Below are 15,224 nucleotides of genomic sequence, written 5' to 3'. Positions count from 1 at the left end.
GTGGGTGGTGGCGTCAGGCCGCGGCGGCCGACCGACCGGCTCGGCGGCCGTAGAAGCTGCCGTCGCCGAGCGAGACGCCGCTGGCGTAACCCCAGGCGGCCAGTCCGGCCGTCGAGCGGCCGGCGGCGAACAGGCCAGGAATCGGTTCTCCGTTCACGTGCAGCACCGCACCGTCCAGTGAGGTCTGCAGGCCGCCGAGGGTGAAGCCGCCGGTGCTCTCGCGCAGATCGATCGCCCCGACCGGGGTGCCGACCGGCCGCAGCCACTGCGACTTCTTGTGCAGCAGCGGATCCTCTCCGCGCGCCGCGCCGTCGTTGTAGGCGGCGATGGTGGCTTGCAACGCGCCCGGCGCCAAGCCGATCTCGGCCTCGAGTTCGGCGACGGTCTCGCACACCCACGTCGGCGGCCGCATCATCAGCTGCGGCGACAGCGAGGCCATCGCCTCCTCCTGCGCGTCGCCGTCGATGATCAGGTACGCGGTGTTGTTCTGGTGGTACAGCGTCAGCTGCCCCACCCTGCCGGGATAGGTGTCCTCGGCGACGAACCGCTGACCGCGTTCGTTGACCAGGACCCCGCGCACCAGTTGCTGCGGGTCGATGAAGATCGCGACCTCGGTGGCGTCCATGTGCGCCAGATCGGCCCCGAGGGCCTGGGCCATCCGGATCGCCTGACCGTCGTGCTGTTCGATCGACGCCGCGGGACGGCCCGCGATCCGCGGCGCGTACTGGGTGACCATCGCGTCGTTGTAGGCGAAACTGCCGGTGGCCAGCACGACGCCGCGGCGCGCGCGGATCGTCACGTCGGTGCCGTACTGCCGCGCGCAGATCCCGGCCACCCGGCCGTCGGATTCGACGACCAGGCGGTGGACACGGACGTCGTACAGCGCGCGGGCGCCGGCGGCGGTCGCGGTCTCGACGAGCGGCTTCATCAGCATGAAGCCGGCGCTGGCCTCGCCCTGCTTCTTGTCCGACATCTGCGGCACGTGCCCGCGGGGAGCGGGCGTGGCGATGGTGTTGAACGGATACGAGTTCTCCCCGCCGCTGTACATCAAGCCCTGGTCGCCCATCGGCTCCCAACCGGGCTCGCCGAAGAACTCGGCCTTGAACGGCACGCCGCACTCGACGAGCCAGTCGAAGTGCGCGACGCTGCCCTCGCAGTAGTCGGCGATCCGGGCGGCGTCCGCGCCGGGACCCATGGCGGCGTTGAGGAACGCCGCCATGTTGTCGACGGAATCGGCGAAGCCGCAGGCCTTCTGGATCGCCGTACCACCGCCGAGGTAGATGAACCCGCCGGCCATCGAGGCGGCCCCACCCCAGGACCCGGTGCGTTCGAGCACCAGCACGTCGGCGCCCGCATGCGCCGCCTCGACCGCCGCTGCCGCGCCGGCGACGCCGTATCCGGCGATCACCACATCGGCCTCGTGGTCCCACGAGGTGAGCGACGAGGCGGGGACGGGGCGGACGTCCTCGGCCGTCACGGCCGCATGGCCGCGGGCAGGTCGCTCACCCACTGGTGGCCCCAGTAGCTGTCGGCGGTGATTTCTTCTGCCGTGTAATAGGTTTCGTCGACCCGCATGCCCTCGGTGCCGAACTCGATGTCCCAATCGCCGGGGGCGCGCACGTAGAACGACACCATCTTGTCGTTGGTGTGCCGGCCCAGCGTCGACGACAGCTGGTAGCCGTCGGCGGCGATGCGGTCCAGCGCCTGGCCAACCGCGTCGAGGCTGTCCACCTCGACCATCATGTGCACCAGGCCCGGGTCGCGCACGGTCTGAGCCGGGCAGATCGCCAGGCTGTGATGACGTTCGTTGATGCCGAGGAAGCGCACCCGCACCGGGCCGAATTCCGGGGGTACCGGCACGCGGAACGCGCCGCGGGACCGGAAGCCGAGCACCTCGGTGTAGAACTCGAACGTCCCGTTGACGTCCAGTGCGGGCAGCACCACGTGGCCGAGACCCTGTGCGCCGGTGACGAATCGGGCGCCGTAGGGCGTGACGACGGGGCTGTGGTCGAGGACCGCGCCGTGGAAGACCTCGAGTGCGGTGCCCGCGGGGTCCTCGAAAGCGATCACCTCCTCGACCCGGCGGGCGTCGGCCTCCTCCAGCGAGAGCTGTTTGAACGGCACGCCTGCCGTGTCGAGATCCCGCTTGACCTGTTCGAGTGCGGCGTGGTCGCGGACCTCCCAGCCCACGGTGACGATCCGGTCGGTGTCCCCGGGCCTGACGATGATGCGGGCGGCCCGCTCGTCCATCCGCAGATACAGGCACGAATCATCGGGGCCACTGCCCTCGGCGAAACCCAGCACCTGGAACGCGAAATGGCGCCACTTGTCGATGTCGGCGGTCTGTACGGTGACGTAGCCGAGGCTCTTCAACGCTGTCATCTGTCCTTCCTCAGATCATTGCTCGCAGTGCACCCTGCGGATCGACGCCCAGGGAGCTCAGCGCGGACGCGTGGTAGATGGTGCCGGGGGTGTGAATCGCATGGGCGACGCCGGCGTGCGCATCCCGCCAATACCGTTGCAGTGGTTTGTCCATGCGTAGGGCGTTACCGCCCGAGCGGGCGAAGATCTGGTCGACGGCTGCCACGGCGCGCCACACGGCCTTGATCTGGTCGCGGCGTACGGCGGCACGGTCGGCGAAGGCGACCTCCTTGCCGGCGTCGACCATGTCGTAGATCCGGTCCACGTTGGCCAGCAGCGCCTGACGCGACGCCTGGATGTCCGCGGCGGCGTCACCGATCGCGCACATCACGTAGGGATCGTCCTTGACGGCGACGCCGCTGGCGTTGACCCGCGAGCGTTGGTAGTCCAGATGCGCGGCCAGCGCCCCCTCACAGATGCCGATCGTCGCCGAGCTGATGCCCAGGGGGAACATCGTCGACCACGGCATCTTGTAGAGGGTCTTGGTCATCCCCGCCTCGCGCTGGGCGGAGCCGTCCATCACCTTGAGCCCGTCCATGGTCCGGTAGTCAGGCACGAACGCATCGCGCACGATCACGTCCTTGGAGCCGGTGCCCCGTAGCCCGACGACGTCCCACGAGTCGTCGACGATCTCGTAGTCGCGGCGGGGCAGGATCATGTGCAGGATCTGCGGCGGCATCACCGGCCTGCCGTCGTCGTCACCGACCATGGCGCCCAGGATGATCCAGTCGCACGCGTCGGTGCCGGAGCTGAACTGCCACCGCCCGTTGAACAGGTAGCCGCCGTCGACGGGTTTGGCCACGCCCTGCGGGGCGTAGGGGGAGGCGATCCAGGTGTCGACGTCGTCGGCCCAGACCTCGGCGGCGACGCGCGGATCGGCGTAGGCCAGCTGGTAGGGGTGCACGCCCACCACACCGTTGACCCAGCCCGCGGCCGGGTCGAGGGCCGCGGTGGCCATCACGGTCTCGGCGAACTCCCGCGGATGCACCTCGTAGCCCTGGTATTCGGCGGGCTGCAGCAGCCGGATGTTGCCGATGGCCTTCATGTTCTTGACCGTGGTGTCGGTGAGCTCGCCGATCCGTTCGGCCTCGACGGCCTGCTCTCTGAACTGGTCGGCCAGTTCCATCACCCGGTCGATTACCCGCTCGGTCATGAGGCGTCCTTCTCTCGTGAGGCTGTCTTCGATGGTCTACCGCGATCGTCTGCCGCTCGTGGGCGAATCCCGGTGAATGGAAAGGGCCGTCAGAACTCGATGTGCACGTCATCGGACGACGGCCGGGCCTGACAGCCCAGGATCGTGCCGTCGGCGATGTCCTCGGGTTCGAGGATGTCGGTGGCGGGCATGTCCACCCGGCCGCTGATCAGCGTGGCCGCACACGACCCGCAGTGCCCTTCGCGGCAGGAGTACGGGACATCGAGGCCCGACGCGAGCATCGCGTCGACGAGCGTGGCCTGCCGCGGCCACCGCAGGCGGTGCTCCCGGCCGTCGAGGTCCACTTGCAGTTCGACGGCATCTTCGGTGGTGTCGATCGGCGCGACCTCGGCGAACGGATCTCCGGTCAGTGAGCGGAACACCTCGGTGTGCACGGTGTCGCGGGGGTATCCGGCGTCACTCAGAGCGGTCTGCACCTCGGCCATGAACGGAGCCGGCCCGCACAGGTAGGCCTCACCGGTGCCGAATCTCCGGGCCAGGGCGGTCATGTGCTGCCGGCGGGGGAGACCCTGCACGGTCTCCAGCCAGTGCACGACGGTCAACCGGTCGGGGTACTGATCGGCGAGCGCGCGCAGTTCGCCGGCGAAGATCACCGACCGCTCGTCGCGGTTGGCGTAGACCAGGGTCACCTGCGCGCTGCCCACCGCCAGCGCCGACTTCAGGATCGACATCACCGGCGTGATGCCGCTGCCGCCGGCCCACAGCAGGAGATCGCGGTCGAGGTCGGCGGGGGTGAACGCGCCCGAAGGGGGCAGCGATTCGATGACGTGGCCGGTGGTCACGTTGTCGCACAACCAGTTCGACCCGTATCCGCCGGCGACGCGTTTGATCGTCACCTTGGGTGCGGCATCGGTGTGTGGGCTGCTGGCCAGCGAATAGCAACGCGCCACCGCCGCCCCGGACCCGTCGGGCACCCGCAACGTCAGGAATTGGCCCGGCCGGTACTCGAAGGGGGAGCCCTCGGCGACCGCGAAGACCAGCGACCGGGCGTCGACGCTCTCCTCGATGACGTCGGTGACGGTCAACTGCAGGGAATCCACGACGGCGATCATGGGGGCGCACGGTGCGTGACCGGAACGCGGCGTCCGTTGACCGGGACGCACCACCGGCGCGCGGACGCCACGGCCCTAGCTTTGATCACCGTGGACCTCTCGGCTGACGAACTGACCCCTCACGTCGACGCGGTGGTCGTCGGCGCCGGCTTCGCCGGGTTGTACGCGCTGCACAAACTGCGTTCGCAGGGATTGACGGTCCGGGTGTTCGAAGCCGCCCCCGACGTCGGCGGCACCTGGTACTTCAACCGCTATCCCGGCGCGCGATGCGATGTCGAGAGCGTGGACTACTGCTACTCGTTCTCCGACGAGCTGCAGCAGGAATGGACCTGGACCGAGAAGTACGCCACCCAGGCGGAGATCCTGCGCTACATCAACTGGGTCACCGACAAACTCGACCTGCGCAGCGACATCACGTTCGACACCCGGGTCCGCTCCGCCGTTCTCGACGAGGACACGCTGCGCTGGACCGTCACCACCGAGACCGGTGAGGTGGTGACGACTCGCTTCTGCATCATGGCCACCGGCCCGCTCTCCGCGGCGCTGACACCGCAGTTCGCCGGCCTCGACACGTTCGCCGGCGCGATCTATCACACCGCGGACTGGCCGCACGAGGATGTCGACTTCACCGGTAAGCGGGTCGCCGTCATCGGCACCGGATCGTCGGGTATCCAGTCGATCCCGATCATCGCCGAACAGGCCGACCATCTCTACGTGTTCCAGCGGACCCCGAATTACAGTGTGCCCGCCGGTAATCGGCCGCTGACGGCGGAGGACGTCGCCGCGGTGAAAGCGGAGTACGACGAGCGCAGGCGCCTGTCCTGGCTCAGCGGCGGGGGCTCCCCGCACATCGCCCATCCGAAACTGACGATGGAGGTCTCCCCGGAGGAGCGCCGGGCGGCGTTCGAGCGGCGTTGGGAACTCGGTGGCGTGCTGTTCTCGAAGACGTTCCGCGATCAGATGATCGACCCGCAGGCCAACGAAGAGGCCCGGAAGTTCTACGAGGAGAAGATCCGGGCCGTCATCGACGATCCGAGGGTCGCCGATCTGTTGATCCCGAACGATCATCCGATCGGCACCAAGCGGATCTGCACCGACACCAACTACTTCGAGACGTTCAACCGGCCCGACGTCGAGTTGATCAGCGTCCGCAACACCCCGATCGAGAGTGTCGACCCGACCGGGATCACCACCTCCGAGGCGCACTACGACGTCGACGTGATCGTGCTGGCAACGGGATTCGACGCGATGACCGGGGCGCTGGCCAAGATGGACATCGTCGGGCGGGGCGGTGAGACGCTCGCGGACGACTGGCGCGACGGGCCGCGGACCTACCTGGGCCTCGGCGTCGACGGTTTCCCGAATCTGTTCATCGTGTCGGGTCCCGGCGCGCCCGCGGTGCTGGCCAACATGGTGCTGCACGCCGAGGCGCACGTGAACTGGATCGCCGACTGCATCCGCTATCTCGACGACCACGGCTACCCGGCCATCGAGGCGACCGCCCGGGCGGTCGACGACTGGGGCGCCGAACTCACGCGGCGCGCCGAGGCAACGCTGTTCACCCAGGCCAACTCCTGGTACATGGGCGCCAACGTGCCCGGCAAGCCCCGCGGGTTCATGTTGTTCATCGGCGGCTTCGGGGTCTACCTCGACATCTGCGCCGAGGTTGCCAACGCCGGCTACAAGGGTTTCGAGCTGCTCAAGACCCGATGACGCCGCTCGCGGCTAGCCGCGCCGCAGGAACGACAGCACCGTCGCCTCGAACGCCGCCTTGGCCTCGATCATCGCCCAGTGTCCGCAGTTCGGGAACACGTGCAGTTCGGCGTTGGGGATCGTCCGCATCGGGATCAGCGCCATGTCCAGCGGGCTGACCCGATCGTCGCGGCCCCAGGTCAGCAGCGTCGGCGCGGCCACCCTGTGCATCTGCGCCCAGGGCAGCGGTGCCTCGGAGCTGCGCATGAACGCCATCATCTGTGCGAACGCGGCCTTGCCGTACATCCGGCGCGCGGCGGCGAGTGTCTCCGGGTCGGTCGCCAGGGCCCACCGCTCCTCGATGAGTTGCTCGGTCACCAGCGCCGGGTCGTACACCATCGAATGCAGCCAGTCGACGAGTCGTTGGCGTGTCGGATCCTCGGTGAACTCCTGCAGCAGCCGGATGCCCTCGCTGGGTCCCGGACTGAAGACGTTGGTGCCGATGCCGCCGATGGTGACCAGACGCCGGATCCGATCGGGGTGGTGGATGGCGAAGTTGATGCCGACGCCTCCGCCCATCGAGTTGCCGACGATGTCGACGCGGTCGACACCGAGGGCGTCGAGGAACGGTGCGACGACGCCCTGCGCGGTCACCATCGGATGGCCGCCCTGGTCCTCGCTCACCCCGAATCCCGGGAACTCCAGAATCAGGCAACGGAATTCGTCACGGAAGGCGGGCAGCACGCCCCGGAAGTTGCGCCAGCCCGTCACACCGGGGCCGGACCCGTGCAGGAACAGCAGCGTCGGTCCGTCACCGGTGTCGTAGTAGCGCAGCGTGCCCGCCGGCGTGGCGATGTCCTGGAGGGGAACCCCGAGATCCGATGTCATGGGACCAGCCTGACATCCGTGTTCGAGGTGAGGTGGGCGGCGTCCGGTGAGCGGACATCACACGTGCACGGGGGAGCGGCGGATCACCGCCACCACGCGCTGCAGCCGGTGCCGCAGGTCCGTTGCGTCAGCGCGGTTCTGTACGAGTGCGAGCAGATTCGCCACCCAGAGATCGGCGACGAGTTCCGCGATCTCGCTGGGCATCGCCGCGTCGTCCCCCACCGCCGTGCACATCATGCGGCTGAGGGTGTCGCGGACCAGATCCACATTCTGGGCGGCCAGACCGTCCGCCGACAGATACGCGCGCATCAGCGCATCGGCAAGCAACGGCGTCTCCCACAGCTCGCACGTAATGGCATCGGCGAGGAAAATCATCCGGTCGTACGGATCCGCGACATCGCTCACGTCGCTCCGGGACAGCGCCGTCGACGAGGCGAGCCAGTGCTGCAGGCACGCGGCGAGCAGATCGTCTTTGGACGAAAAATGTTGATAAACCGTGCTTGTCGCAATACCGGCGCGGTCCGCCACCGTACGGATGTGGACGGCGTCGTAACCGGCGGCAGCCGCATCGAGCCCGGCCGTGACGATGCGCATGCGACGGTGCCGCTGTTTCACCGCCGAAGGCTATTCCGGCTGCCACCGGCCGGCCGGATCCGATCTCGGTCAGTGGGAGGCGACGCGCCGGGCGCATCGATGCTGTACACCGGTGTAGCTTTCTCCCATGAGCGGTGACGAAAAGGAATCCGCGTTCACATGGCCGGGCCGGCGTGAGCTCGTCACCCGGATGCATGAGCAGCTCGACGAGTTGGTGGCCGTCCGTGACCAGATGGAGCAGCTGGTCAGCGTCATCGTCGAAATCAGCTCCGATCTGGATCTTCAGGTCACGCTGCGGCGCATCGTCGACGGCGCGTTGCGATTGACCGGCGCCCCGTACGGCGTGCTGGCCATCGGCGCCACCGACGGTTCGCCGGTGTCGATCGTCAGCACCGGACTGGATGGCGTTGCCGCGCGTCGGCTGGGCGGTCTGCGGGTCGGCGACGGATTGCACGTCGACGACGTCGGTGTCCATCCGGAGTTCGTCGGCGTCAGCGGACAGCACGGTCCGCTGCGCGCGGTATTGGCCTCACCGATCACGGTGCGCGGCGCGGCGTTCGGCAATCTCTACGTGGCCGACGACCGGCCGGGCTGCGGGTTCTCCGACATGCAGGAAAGCGCCGTGCGCGCGCTGGCCACAGCCGCCGCTGCGGCCATCGACAACGCCCGGCTGTTCGAGCGGGAGCGGGAATCGGCGCGGTGGACCAAGGCCAGTCGGGAGATCACCAGCGCGCTGCTCTCCGGGGATCCGCAGGTGGGCCCGCTGCAGCTGATCGTCAACCGCGCGCTCGAACTCGCCGACGCCGAACAGGCCATCCTGCTGGTCCCGAAGGAGGCCGACAGCCTCGACGAGGCCGTCGACACCCTCGTCGTCGCGGCGACGGCCGGCCGCTACTCCGCCCAGGTGATCGGGCAGCAGGTACCGATGGACGGTTCCACCACCGGCGGGGTGGCGCGCCGGGGGATCCCGCTGATCACCGATTCCTTCCAGTATCCGATCGAAGGCTTCACCGATGTCGGCGAACGCTCGGCCATCGTCATGCCGTTGGTGTCGGACGAGGCGGTCCTCGGCGTGATCGCCGTCGCCCGCCACCCTCAACAGGCGCCGTTCGACAACGACTACCTCGTGCTGGTCAGCGACTTCGCGCTGCACGCCGCGATCGCCCTGGCGCTGGCCGCCGGCCGGGAACACGCGCTCAACCAGGAGCTCGCGCTGGCCGACACCGTCGACGACGCCGTACACGCCGCCGCCGAGGAACTCCGGAGGCTCTGGCGGGCCCGCCGCGTCCTGGCGGTGACGTTCGTCGACCACCGGTCGGCGGCGCGCAACAGCGACCCGCAGGTGGTGTCCGTCGGCGGGCCGGCACAGTGGGCCGACCTGCCCGCCTCGACCCAGGACGGGCTCATCGCCCTGCGGGACGGCGACCTGCTCACCCCCAGCGTCGTGAAACCCGGTACGGCCGCGATCGCGCTGCGCCATCCCGAAGGCGTCCTCGTGGTGTGGATCGATCTCAACGAAGCCCGGTCCTTCACCCTGGAGGACCAGACGCTGCTCACCGTGCTCGCCGGCCGTCTCGGCCAGGGCCTGCAGCGGGTGCACCAGGTCGACCAGCAGCGGGAGACCGCGCTGGCACTGCAACATGCGATCCTCGGCCCCGCCGAACTCCCCGAAGGCTTCGCGGCGCGCTATCAGGCCGCAAGCCCGCCGTTGCAGGTCGGTGGTGACTGGTACGACGTCGTCGACCTGGACGACGGGCGCATCGCGCTGGTGGTCGGCGACTGCGTCGGCCACGGGCTGGCCGCCGCCACCGTCATGGGGCAGGTGCGCAGCGCGTGTCGCGCGCTGCTCTTCGACCACCCGAGTCCGGCGGCCGCGCTCGCCGGACTGGACCGTTTCGCCGCGCGGCTACCCGGCGCCCAGTGCTCCACCGCGGTGTGCGTGGTCCTCGATCCTGACACCGGTGAACTCGTGTACTCCAGCGCCGGGCATCCACCGCCCGTCGTCGTCCATGCCGACGGCGCCACCCAGGATCTCGCCGAGGCCCACACCATCGCCCTCGGGATGCGGGCGGACTGGCCGCGACCCGAAGCCCGGATCACGATGCCGCCGCGCGCAACCCTGGTGCTCTACACCGACGGGCTGGTCGAACGGCGCGGCACCGCCCTCGAAGACGGGATCGCCCGCCTCGCCGCCACCGTCGCCGAGCGGCGCGATGAAGCGCTCGACGACCTCGTGAGCGACACCATGTCCGGCCTGACGCCGCAGAGCGGCTACCAGGACGACGTCGTGCTCCTGCTCTACCGCCATCCCGCACCCCTGGAGCTGACGTTCCCGGCCGACGCCGAATACCTCGCCCCGATCCGGACCGAACTGCGCAGATGGCTGGTCCGGAACCGCGTCGAGACAGAACAGGCGATGAAGATGCTGATCGCCGCCGGCGAAGCTGTCGCGAACGCCATCGAACACGGCCACCGTGCCCATCCGGGCGGGACCATCACGCTGAGCGCGACCGCGCTCAGCGACGATCTCCAGGTCACGATCTCGGACACCGGCGCATGGAAACCGCCCGTTACGGGTAAATCGAACCGCGGGCGGGGTACCGCCCTGATGCGATCGCTGATGCATCACGTCCTGGTCGAGACCGGCGACACAGGAACCACCGTGCAACTGACAGCGAAAGTCGGCTGATGCCCACACCCCTCACCCTGGACACGGCCCGCCGCGCGGACGGCAGGCTCGTACTGGCGGCCGCCGGTGAGATCGACCTGAGCAATATCGCGCAGTTCGATCAGGCGCTCGCCAGCGCCACCACCGCCGCGGATGGCAGCGGTGAGCGGCTGATCGTGGACCTCGGCGACCTCGAGTACTTGGACAGTGCCGCCATCAACGCCCTCTTCCTGCGGGGGGACCTCATTCACGTCATTGCGCCGGAGATCCTGATGTCGACGCTGGCGATGACCGGATTCACCGAACTGTTCCCGGTCGACACCGCACCGCCGCGCTGATCCCGGGCGTCACCGTCTGCGGCGCCACACCACGATCCCGATGATGACCGCCACGACCGCGACGGCGGCCGCCGGGATCACCGGCTTCTGCTTGGCCGTCTGCTGGGCCTGGTGCGCCGTGTCGGCCACCTTCTGTTTGGTCTCGTCGACCTTGTCCTGGGTGCGCTGTTTGACGTCCAACTTCGCCTGCAGCGCCTCGACGGTGTCGCCGAGTTCCTGACGGGTGGTCTCGATATCGGCCTCGATATCATCCTTACCGGCGTCCGGGCCGGGCTCGGGACGGGGATTCGGTGCGGTCATCAGGTGCGGTCCTTGATCTCTTGGATGTCGGCCTTGACGGTCTCCGCGGTTCGGGGCGCGGCGGGCGTGATCTCTTCGACCTGTTTCTTGCTCACCAGCGCGGCGACTCCGGCCACGATGAACAGCACCACCGCGACGATGAGCGCCGCCGCCCACACCGGCAGCACCAGCGACAGCCCCGCCACCGCCGCGGCGATCACCGTCACCAGGCCCAGGAACGCGAATAGGCCTGCGACGCTGAGCAGTCCGGCGCCGATGCCCGCATGTTTGGCGGACTCTTGAAACTCTTTCTGAGCCAGCCGCAACTCATCGCGCACCAGCCGGGACGTCTGCGCCGACAGTTGACCCATCAACTCACCGATCGACGCGTCGGCCGTCGGCTTAGATTCGAGACTCATCACATACCAACCCCTGTGTGCCGTTGTGCATGTTGTGGTGCCCCGGGTCGGCGGGCCTAAACCCGTCGATGACAACCGTCATCCGTGCATACTGACCGCGTGGCTGCAAGCGCGCCCAAACCGCCCGTTTTCTTCGTTCACGGTGTCTTCGGGAAACCGTCACTGCTGAGTCCGTGGCGCAATGCTCTCGAATCGGCCGGCTACCGGACGCACGCGCCGGCCCTGCCCGGCCGCGACCCAACCGATGAGGCGGTGCTGGCGCGAACCGGCATCGCCGACTGCTTCGACGTCGTCCTCGAGGCCTATGACCGAATCGGCGGCGCACCGATCGTCATCGGTCACAGCCTGGGCGGCCTGCTCGCCCAGAAGATCGCCGCTGCGCGCACACCCACCGCCGCGGTGCTGCTCGCCTCCGTGCCGCCGGGTGTGCTGTGGCCCCAACCCCGCGCGACGCCTCATCTCTTCCCGGTGCTGCCCGCGGTCACGGCGGGCAAACCTTTCCTGCCCTCGCCGAAGACGATGCGCGAGGTGCCGCTGTCGACACTGCCCCCGACGGAACAGAGCGCGCTCGTCGGTGAATTGGTTCGAGATTCGGGCCGCGTCTTCCGCGAGATGTCGCTGGGCGCCTCCTCCACGCGGGTCAAGGCCGCCGACGTCACCTGCCCGGTGCTGTGTGTCAGTGCCGGCCAGGATCGCAATGTCGCGCAATGGCTTTCGCGGCGAATCGCCAAGCGATACGGCGCCGAGCACCAGGTACATCCGACTCTGCCGCATTGGATAATCGCCGAGTCGGCAGTCGAACAGGTGGCCCCGCCGGTACTGCGCTGGCTCGACACGCTCCTCGCCGACCCGCCCCGATGAGTGCGCGGCAGAGCTAAGTTGCTCGAGGCTGAGCAATCGCGCCGCCACGGTCGAGCCGGAGGAAGCATGAACAGCGTTGCGCACGGTCGCCGCGGACCGATCACCCGTGACGCCACCGGTTCGGCTGCGGCCGAGGCCTTCGTCCTCATCGCCGTCGCCACCATCCTCATCACCCGGCTCTACCTGGAGCTGACCGGTTATCCGCAGATCGGTGGGGGCAACCTGCACATTGCCCACGCTCTGTGGGGCGGCGCGCTGATGATGCTGGCTCTGCTCGTCGGGTGGCTGACCATCGGCACGGGCACCCGGGTGACGGCGGTGCTGCTCGGCGGCGTCGGGTTCGGGCTGTTCCTCGACGAGGTCGGCAAGTTCGTCACCAAGGACGACGACTACTTCTACGGCCCGTCGGCCGAGATCATGTACATCCTGGTGGTCGTCATTCTCGTCGGCGCCCGCATCGTCCGGGACTTCCGCCCGCTCACCGCCAGGGAGTGCCTCGCCTCAGCGGCCGTGATCGCCGCCGACGGGGTGGCCAGGGGACTGGCGGAGCACCGCCGCGACGTGGGGCTCGCGCTGCTCGCCCAGGCCGAAAGCGGCGGTGCCGACCCCGCCGAGGTGGCCCATGTGCGTTCACTGCTGCGCACCGCCGACCGTGCGCCCGACCGGCTCTACCGATTGCAGCAGTCGGCGCCGCGACTGATCCCCGGATTCTTCCGCAGTCCCCGCTGGGTTCCGGTGGTCGGCTGGCTGCTCGTCCTCAGCGCCGTCGGCGGCCTGTTGTTCGGGGTGCTGGGCATCGCGCTCGACGGCTACCAGTACGAGGACGAGAGGGTCCAAGTCGAACTCGACGGATCAAGTCCGGCGTCGATCAGTCTGCTCGTCATCGCCGCAACCACTGCCGCGATCGCCGTACCCGCGATGATCGCCCGCCGGCGCACCGACCGGGTGTGGCCATTGCGATGGCTGCGCAACGCCGCGCTCATCTCCACGTTCCTCAACGCGTTCGTCGACTTCGCGACCGATGGTTTCGGCGCACTGCTCGGCGTGTCGATCGGGCTGTTCACCCTCGCGATCCTCAACTACCAGATCGGCGCGGCGGTGCGACGCGACGTTCGCGACGGGGTCAGAGTGCCCGCAGATAGCGTGCGGTGATCACGCGCTGCAGCAGCGACGTCACCGGTCCGGCCAGCCGGCTCCACCACGTCGCATGGCGGGAGAACGCCGCGACCTCCGCGTAGACCCGGTCGGTGGCGCGATCGTGGCGCACCGCGAACAGCTCCTCCCCGGATTCCGCGTGCCCGGGCAGGGTGCCGTACGCGAACCCGCGCCGGTCCGGGTCCTCGTCGATCACGTAGACGACACGGCACGGCACCCGCACCGGGCCCATGCCGACGATGACCTCCGAACCGACCGCGGCCACCTCCGTGGTGGCCGTGACCCTCAGGCCGGCGCCGCGCAGCATGCCCCAGCGCATCACGGCATCGGCCGCTTCATCGAAACGCGCGCGACCGGAACCGATCTCACGGGACCGCTGGACATGGAGGTATCCCGCGGGCAGCGGGCCCGCCGTCGCGCCGACCTCGTCGTAGGTCAACGGCAGCGTCGCCAGTTCACTCAGCTTCACCCCGCCACCATGCCAGCAGCCGGGCGTGCCGGTGGCGCGGATCGACCCGGCGCCCCATATCTTGGGCAGGTGGTGACTGACCCGACCGACGCGCCCACCGGCGGCGGCTTCAACCCGCCGGTGCCCACCACCCGCGGCGGCCCCGACTACGGGCGGTTCGTCGAGGCCGTCCGCGAACTGCAGGATCTGGCCCGCAGCGCCGACGCTCCTGACGAGGTCGTCACCGAGGCGGCGGGCCTGATCGAGAAGGTCACCGAGCTGCTCGCGCCGTACCGCGCCGACGAGTGGCACGCGCCCTCGGGACGGCGCGTCGACCTGCCCAACCGGGGCAACATCCTGCAGGTGCCGATGGTGCTGAAGAAGACCGCCGACGGCCGCATCGCCGGCGACGCCGTGTTCCGACGCTTCTACCTGGGCCGTAACGGCGCCGCGCACGGCGGGGCCGTGGCGCTGCTGTTCGACTCCGTACTCGGGTACACCGCCTACAAGCTCACCGAGAGCCGCTATCAGCGCACCGCGTTCCTGCACGTCAACTACCGCAACATCGCACCCGTCGAGAAGACGCTGCGCGTCGAGGCCGGTATCGACCGCATCGACGGCCGCAAGATCTTCGTCGAGGGTCGGTTGTTCGACGGCGACACGGTGCTGGCCGAGGCCGAGGCGCTGTTCGTCCGCCTCAAGCCGGGGCAGCCGTGACCGACAGCCCCCGGGACGACAACCCCCGGGATGGCACCTCGCAGCCGCACCGTTTCGTCGCGGTCAGACGCCGCTGGGGACACTGGCGCGACGGCATCCGCGAACGGCCCCGCGTCGAGTTCTTCTACCGCATCGCCGTCGGCGTCGTCGGTCTGGTCGTGCTGGCCGTCGGCATCGTCGCGATCCCGTACCCGGGCCCCGGCTGGGCGATCGTGTTCGTCGGGCTGGGGATCCTGGCCACCGAGTTCAGGTGGGCGCAGCGGCTGCTCGTCTACGCCAAACACCGCTACGACGAGGTCATGGAGTGGTTCCACCGCCAGGGGGCGATCGTGCAGATCCTCGGCGGTGTGCTCACGGCGCTGATCGTCGCGGGCACCCTGTGGCTGCTGGGTGCACTCGATTGGGCCGGGGAGTTCGTCGGCCTCGAATATCCGTGGCTGAAGAGTCCCATCGGGGTCGGAGGCTGATCGTCCACCCCG

16 protein-coding genes are annotated in these 15,224 nt (G+C 69.0%); 7 read left to right on the top strand and 9 right to left on the bottom strand.

Annotated elements, in window-relative coordinates:
- Positions 1-13: 13 nt before the first annotated feature.
- The 4 genes from A5757_RS09000 to A5757_RS08985 all read right to left on the bottom strand — a co-directional run bounded on the left by A5757_RS09000 (position 14) and on the right by A5757_RS08985 (position 4,686).
- Entirely contained in the window at positions 14-1,477 is a 1,464-nt protein-coding gene (locus A5757_RS09000; RefSeq protein WP_066831615.1) for an FAD-dependent oxidoreductase, read from the bottom strand.
- Positions 1,474-2,382: a biphenyl-2,3-diol 1,2-dioxygenase gene (bphC, locus tag A5757_RS08995; RefSeq protein WP_066831613.1), complete on the bottom strand. Its 909-nt coding sequence runs from the start codon at positions 2,380-2,382 to the stop codon at positions 1,474-1,476. The genes A5757_RS09000 and bphC overlap by 4 nt, the downstream gene beginning before the upstream one ends.
- Before the next feature lie 10 nt (positions 2,383-2,392).
- Positions 2,393-3,574 (bottom strand): hydroxylase, encoded by a 1,182-nt coding sequence (locus A5757_RS08990; RefSeq protein ID WP_066831611.1) that lies wholly within the window; start codon positions 3,572-3,574, stop codon positions 2,393-2,395.
- An 89-nt stretch (positions 3,575-3,663) separates the two neighbouring features.
- Entirely contained in the window at positions 3,664-4,686 is a 1,023-nt protein-coding gene (locus A5757_RS08985) for a ferredoxin--NADP reductase (protein WP_066831605.1), read from the bottom strand.
- A gap of 90 nt (positions 4,687-4,776) precedes the next feature.
- On the opposite strand from A5757_RS08985, the gene A5757_RS08980 reads away from it, so the two are divergent.
- Positions 4,777-6,399, top strand: coding sequence for an NAD(P)/FAD-dependent oxidoreductase (locus tag A5757_RS08980; protein WP_066831604.1), 1,623 nt, complete (start codon positions 4,777-4,779; stop codon positions 6,397-6,399).
- 12 nt (positions 6,400-6,411) lie between these two features.
- Here the strand turns inward: A5757_RS08980 and A5757_RS08975 are convergent, their stop codons facing one another.
- Together A5757_RS08975 and A5757_RS08970 are read right to left on the bottom strand one after the other, a co-directional pair.
- A complete protein-coding gene (locus A5757_RS08975; RefSeq protein WP_066831602.1) occupies positions 6,412-7,266 on the bottom strand; it encodes an alpha/beta fold hydrolase in 855 nt (284 codons plus the stop codon).
- A 57-nt stretch (positions 7,267-7,323) separates the two neighbouring features.
- Positions 7,324-7,881, bottom strand: coding sequence for a TetR/AcrR family transcriptional regulator (locus A5757_RS08970; protein ID WP_231983921.1), 558 nt, complete (start codon positions 7,879-7,881; stop codon positions 7,324-7,326).
- A gap of 106 nt (positions 7,882-7,987) precedes the next feature.
- Between A5757_RS08970 and A5757_RS08965 the strand changes: the two genes are divergently transcribed.
- Both A5757_RS08965 and A5757_RS08960 read left to right on the top strand, forming a co-directional pair.
- Positions 7,988-10,549: a SpoIIE family protein phosphatase gene (locus tag A5757_RS08965; protein WP_066831598.1), complete on the top strand. Its 2,562-nt coding sequence runs from the start codon at positions 7,988-7,990 to the stop codon at positions 10,547-10,549.
- Entirely contained in the window at positions 10,549-10,866 is a 318-nt protein-coding gene (locus A5757_RS08960; RefSeq protein ID WP_066831596.1) for an STAS domain-containing protein, read from the top strand. The genes A5757_RS08965 and A5757_RS08960 overlap by 1 nt, the downstream gene beginning before the upstream one ends.
- 9 nt (positions 10,867-10,875) lie before the next feature.
- On the opposite strand, the gene A5757_RS08955 is transcribed toward A5757_RS08960, so the two are convergent.
- Together A5757_RS08955 and A5757_RS08950 are read right to left on the bottom strand one after the other, a co-directional pair.
- A complete protein-coding gene (locus tag A5757_RS08955) occupies positions 10,876-11,166 on the bottom strand; it encodes a DUF3618 domain-containing protein (RefSeq protein ID WP_066831591.1) in 291 nt (96 codons plus the stop codon).
- Positions 11,166-11,564 (bottom strand): phage holin family protein, encoded by a 399-nt coding sequence (locus tag A5757_RS08950; RefSeq protein ID WP_197497296.1) that lies wholly within the window; start codon positions 11,562-11,564, stop codon positions 11,166-11,168. The genes A5757_RS08955 and A5757_RS08950 overlap by 1 nt, the downstream gene beginning before the upstream one ends.
- Before the next feature lie 99 nt (positions 11,565-11,663).
- On the opposite strand from A5757_RS08950, the gene A5757_RS08945 reads away from it, so the two are divergent.
- Positions 11,664-12,425: a carboxylesterase gene (locus tag A5757_RS08945; RefSeq protein WP_066831585.1), complete on the top strand. Its 762-nt coding sequence runs from the start codon at positions 11,664-11,666 to the stop codon at positions 12,423-12,425.
- A 66-nt stretch (positions 12,426-12,491) separates the two neighbouring features.
- Entirely contained in the window at positions 12,492-13,577 is a 1,086-nt protein-coding gene (locus A5757_RS08940; RefSeq protein ID WP_066831579.1) for a hypothetical protein, read from the top strand.
- Here the strand turns inward: A5757_RS08940 and A5757_RS08935 are convergent.
- Positions 13,549-14,049 (bottom strand): DUF1990 domain-containing protein, encoded by a 501-nt coding sequence (locus A5757_RS08935; RefSeq protein WP_066831577.1) that lies wholly within the window; start codon positions 14,047-14,049, stop codon positions 13,549-13,551. The genes A5757_RS08940 and A5757_RS08935 overlap by 29 nt on opposite strands.
- A gap of 69 nt (positions 14,050-14,118) precedes the next feature.
- Between A5757_RS08935 and A5757_RS08930 the strand changes: the two genes are divergently transcribed.
- Together A5757_RS08930 and A5757_RS08925 are read left to right on the top strand one after the other, a co-directional pair.
- On the top strand, positions 14,119-14,745 hold the full coding sequence (locus A5757_RS08930) for a PaaI family thioesterase (RefSeq protein ID WP_066831576.1): 627 nt from the start codon (positions 14,119-14,121) through the stop codon (positions 14,743-14,745).
- A complete protein-coding gene (locus tag A5757_RS08925; RefSeq protein ID WP_066831575.1) occupies positions 14,742-15,212 on the top strand; it encodes a TIGR02611 family protein in 471 nt (156 codons plus the stop codon). Before A5757_RS08930 ends, A5757_RS08925 begins: the two co-directional genes overlap by 4 nt.
- The last annotated feature ends 12 nt before the right edge of the window (positions 15,213-15,224 follow it).

The sequence above is a fragment of the Mycobacterium sp. 852013-51886_SCH5428379 genome (assembly GCF_001665575.1).
Lineage (GTDB): Bacteria > Actinomycetota > Actinomycetes > Mycobacteriales > Mycobacteriaceae > Mycobacterium.
Note: the sequence above shows the minus strand (reverse complement) of the source record. Positions and strands in the feature narration are given on the sequence as shown.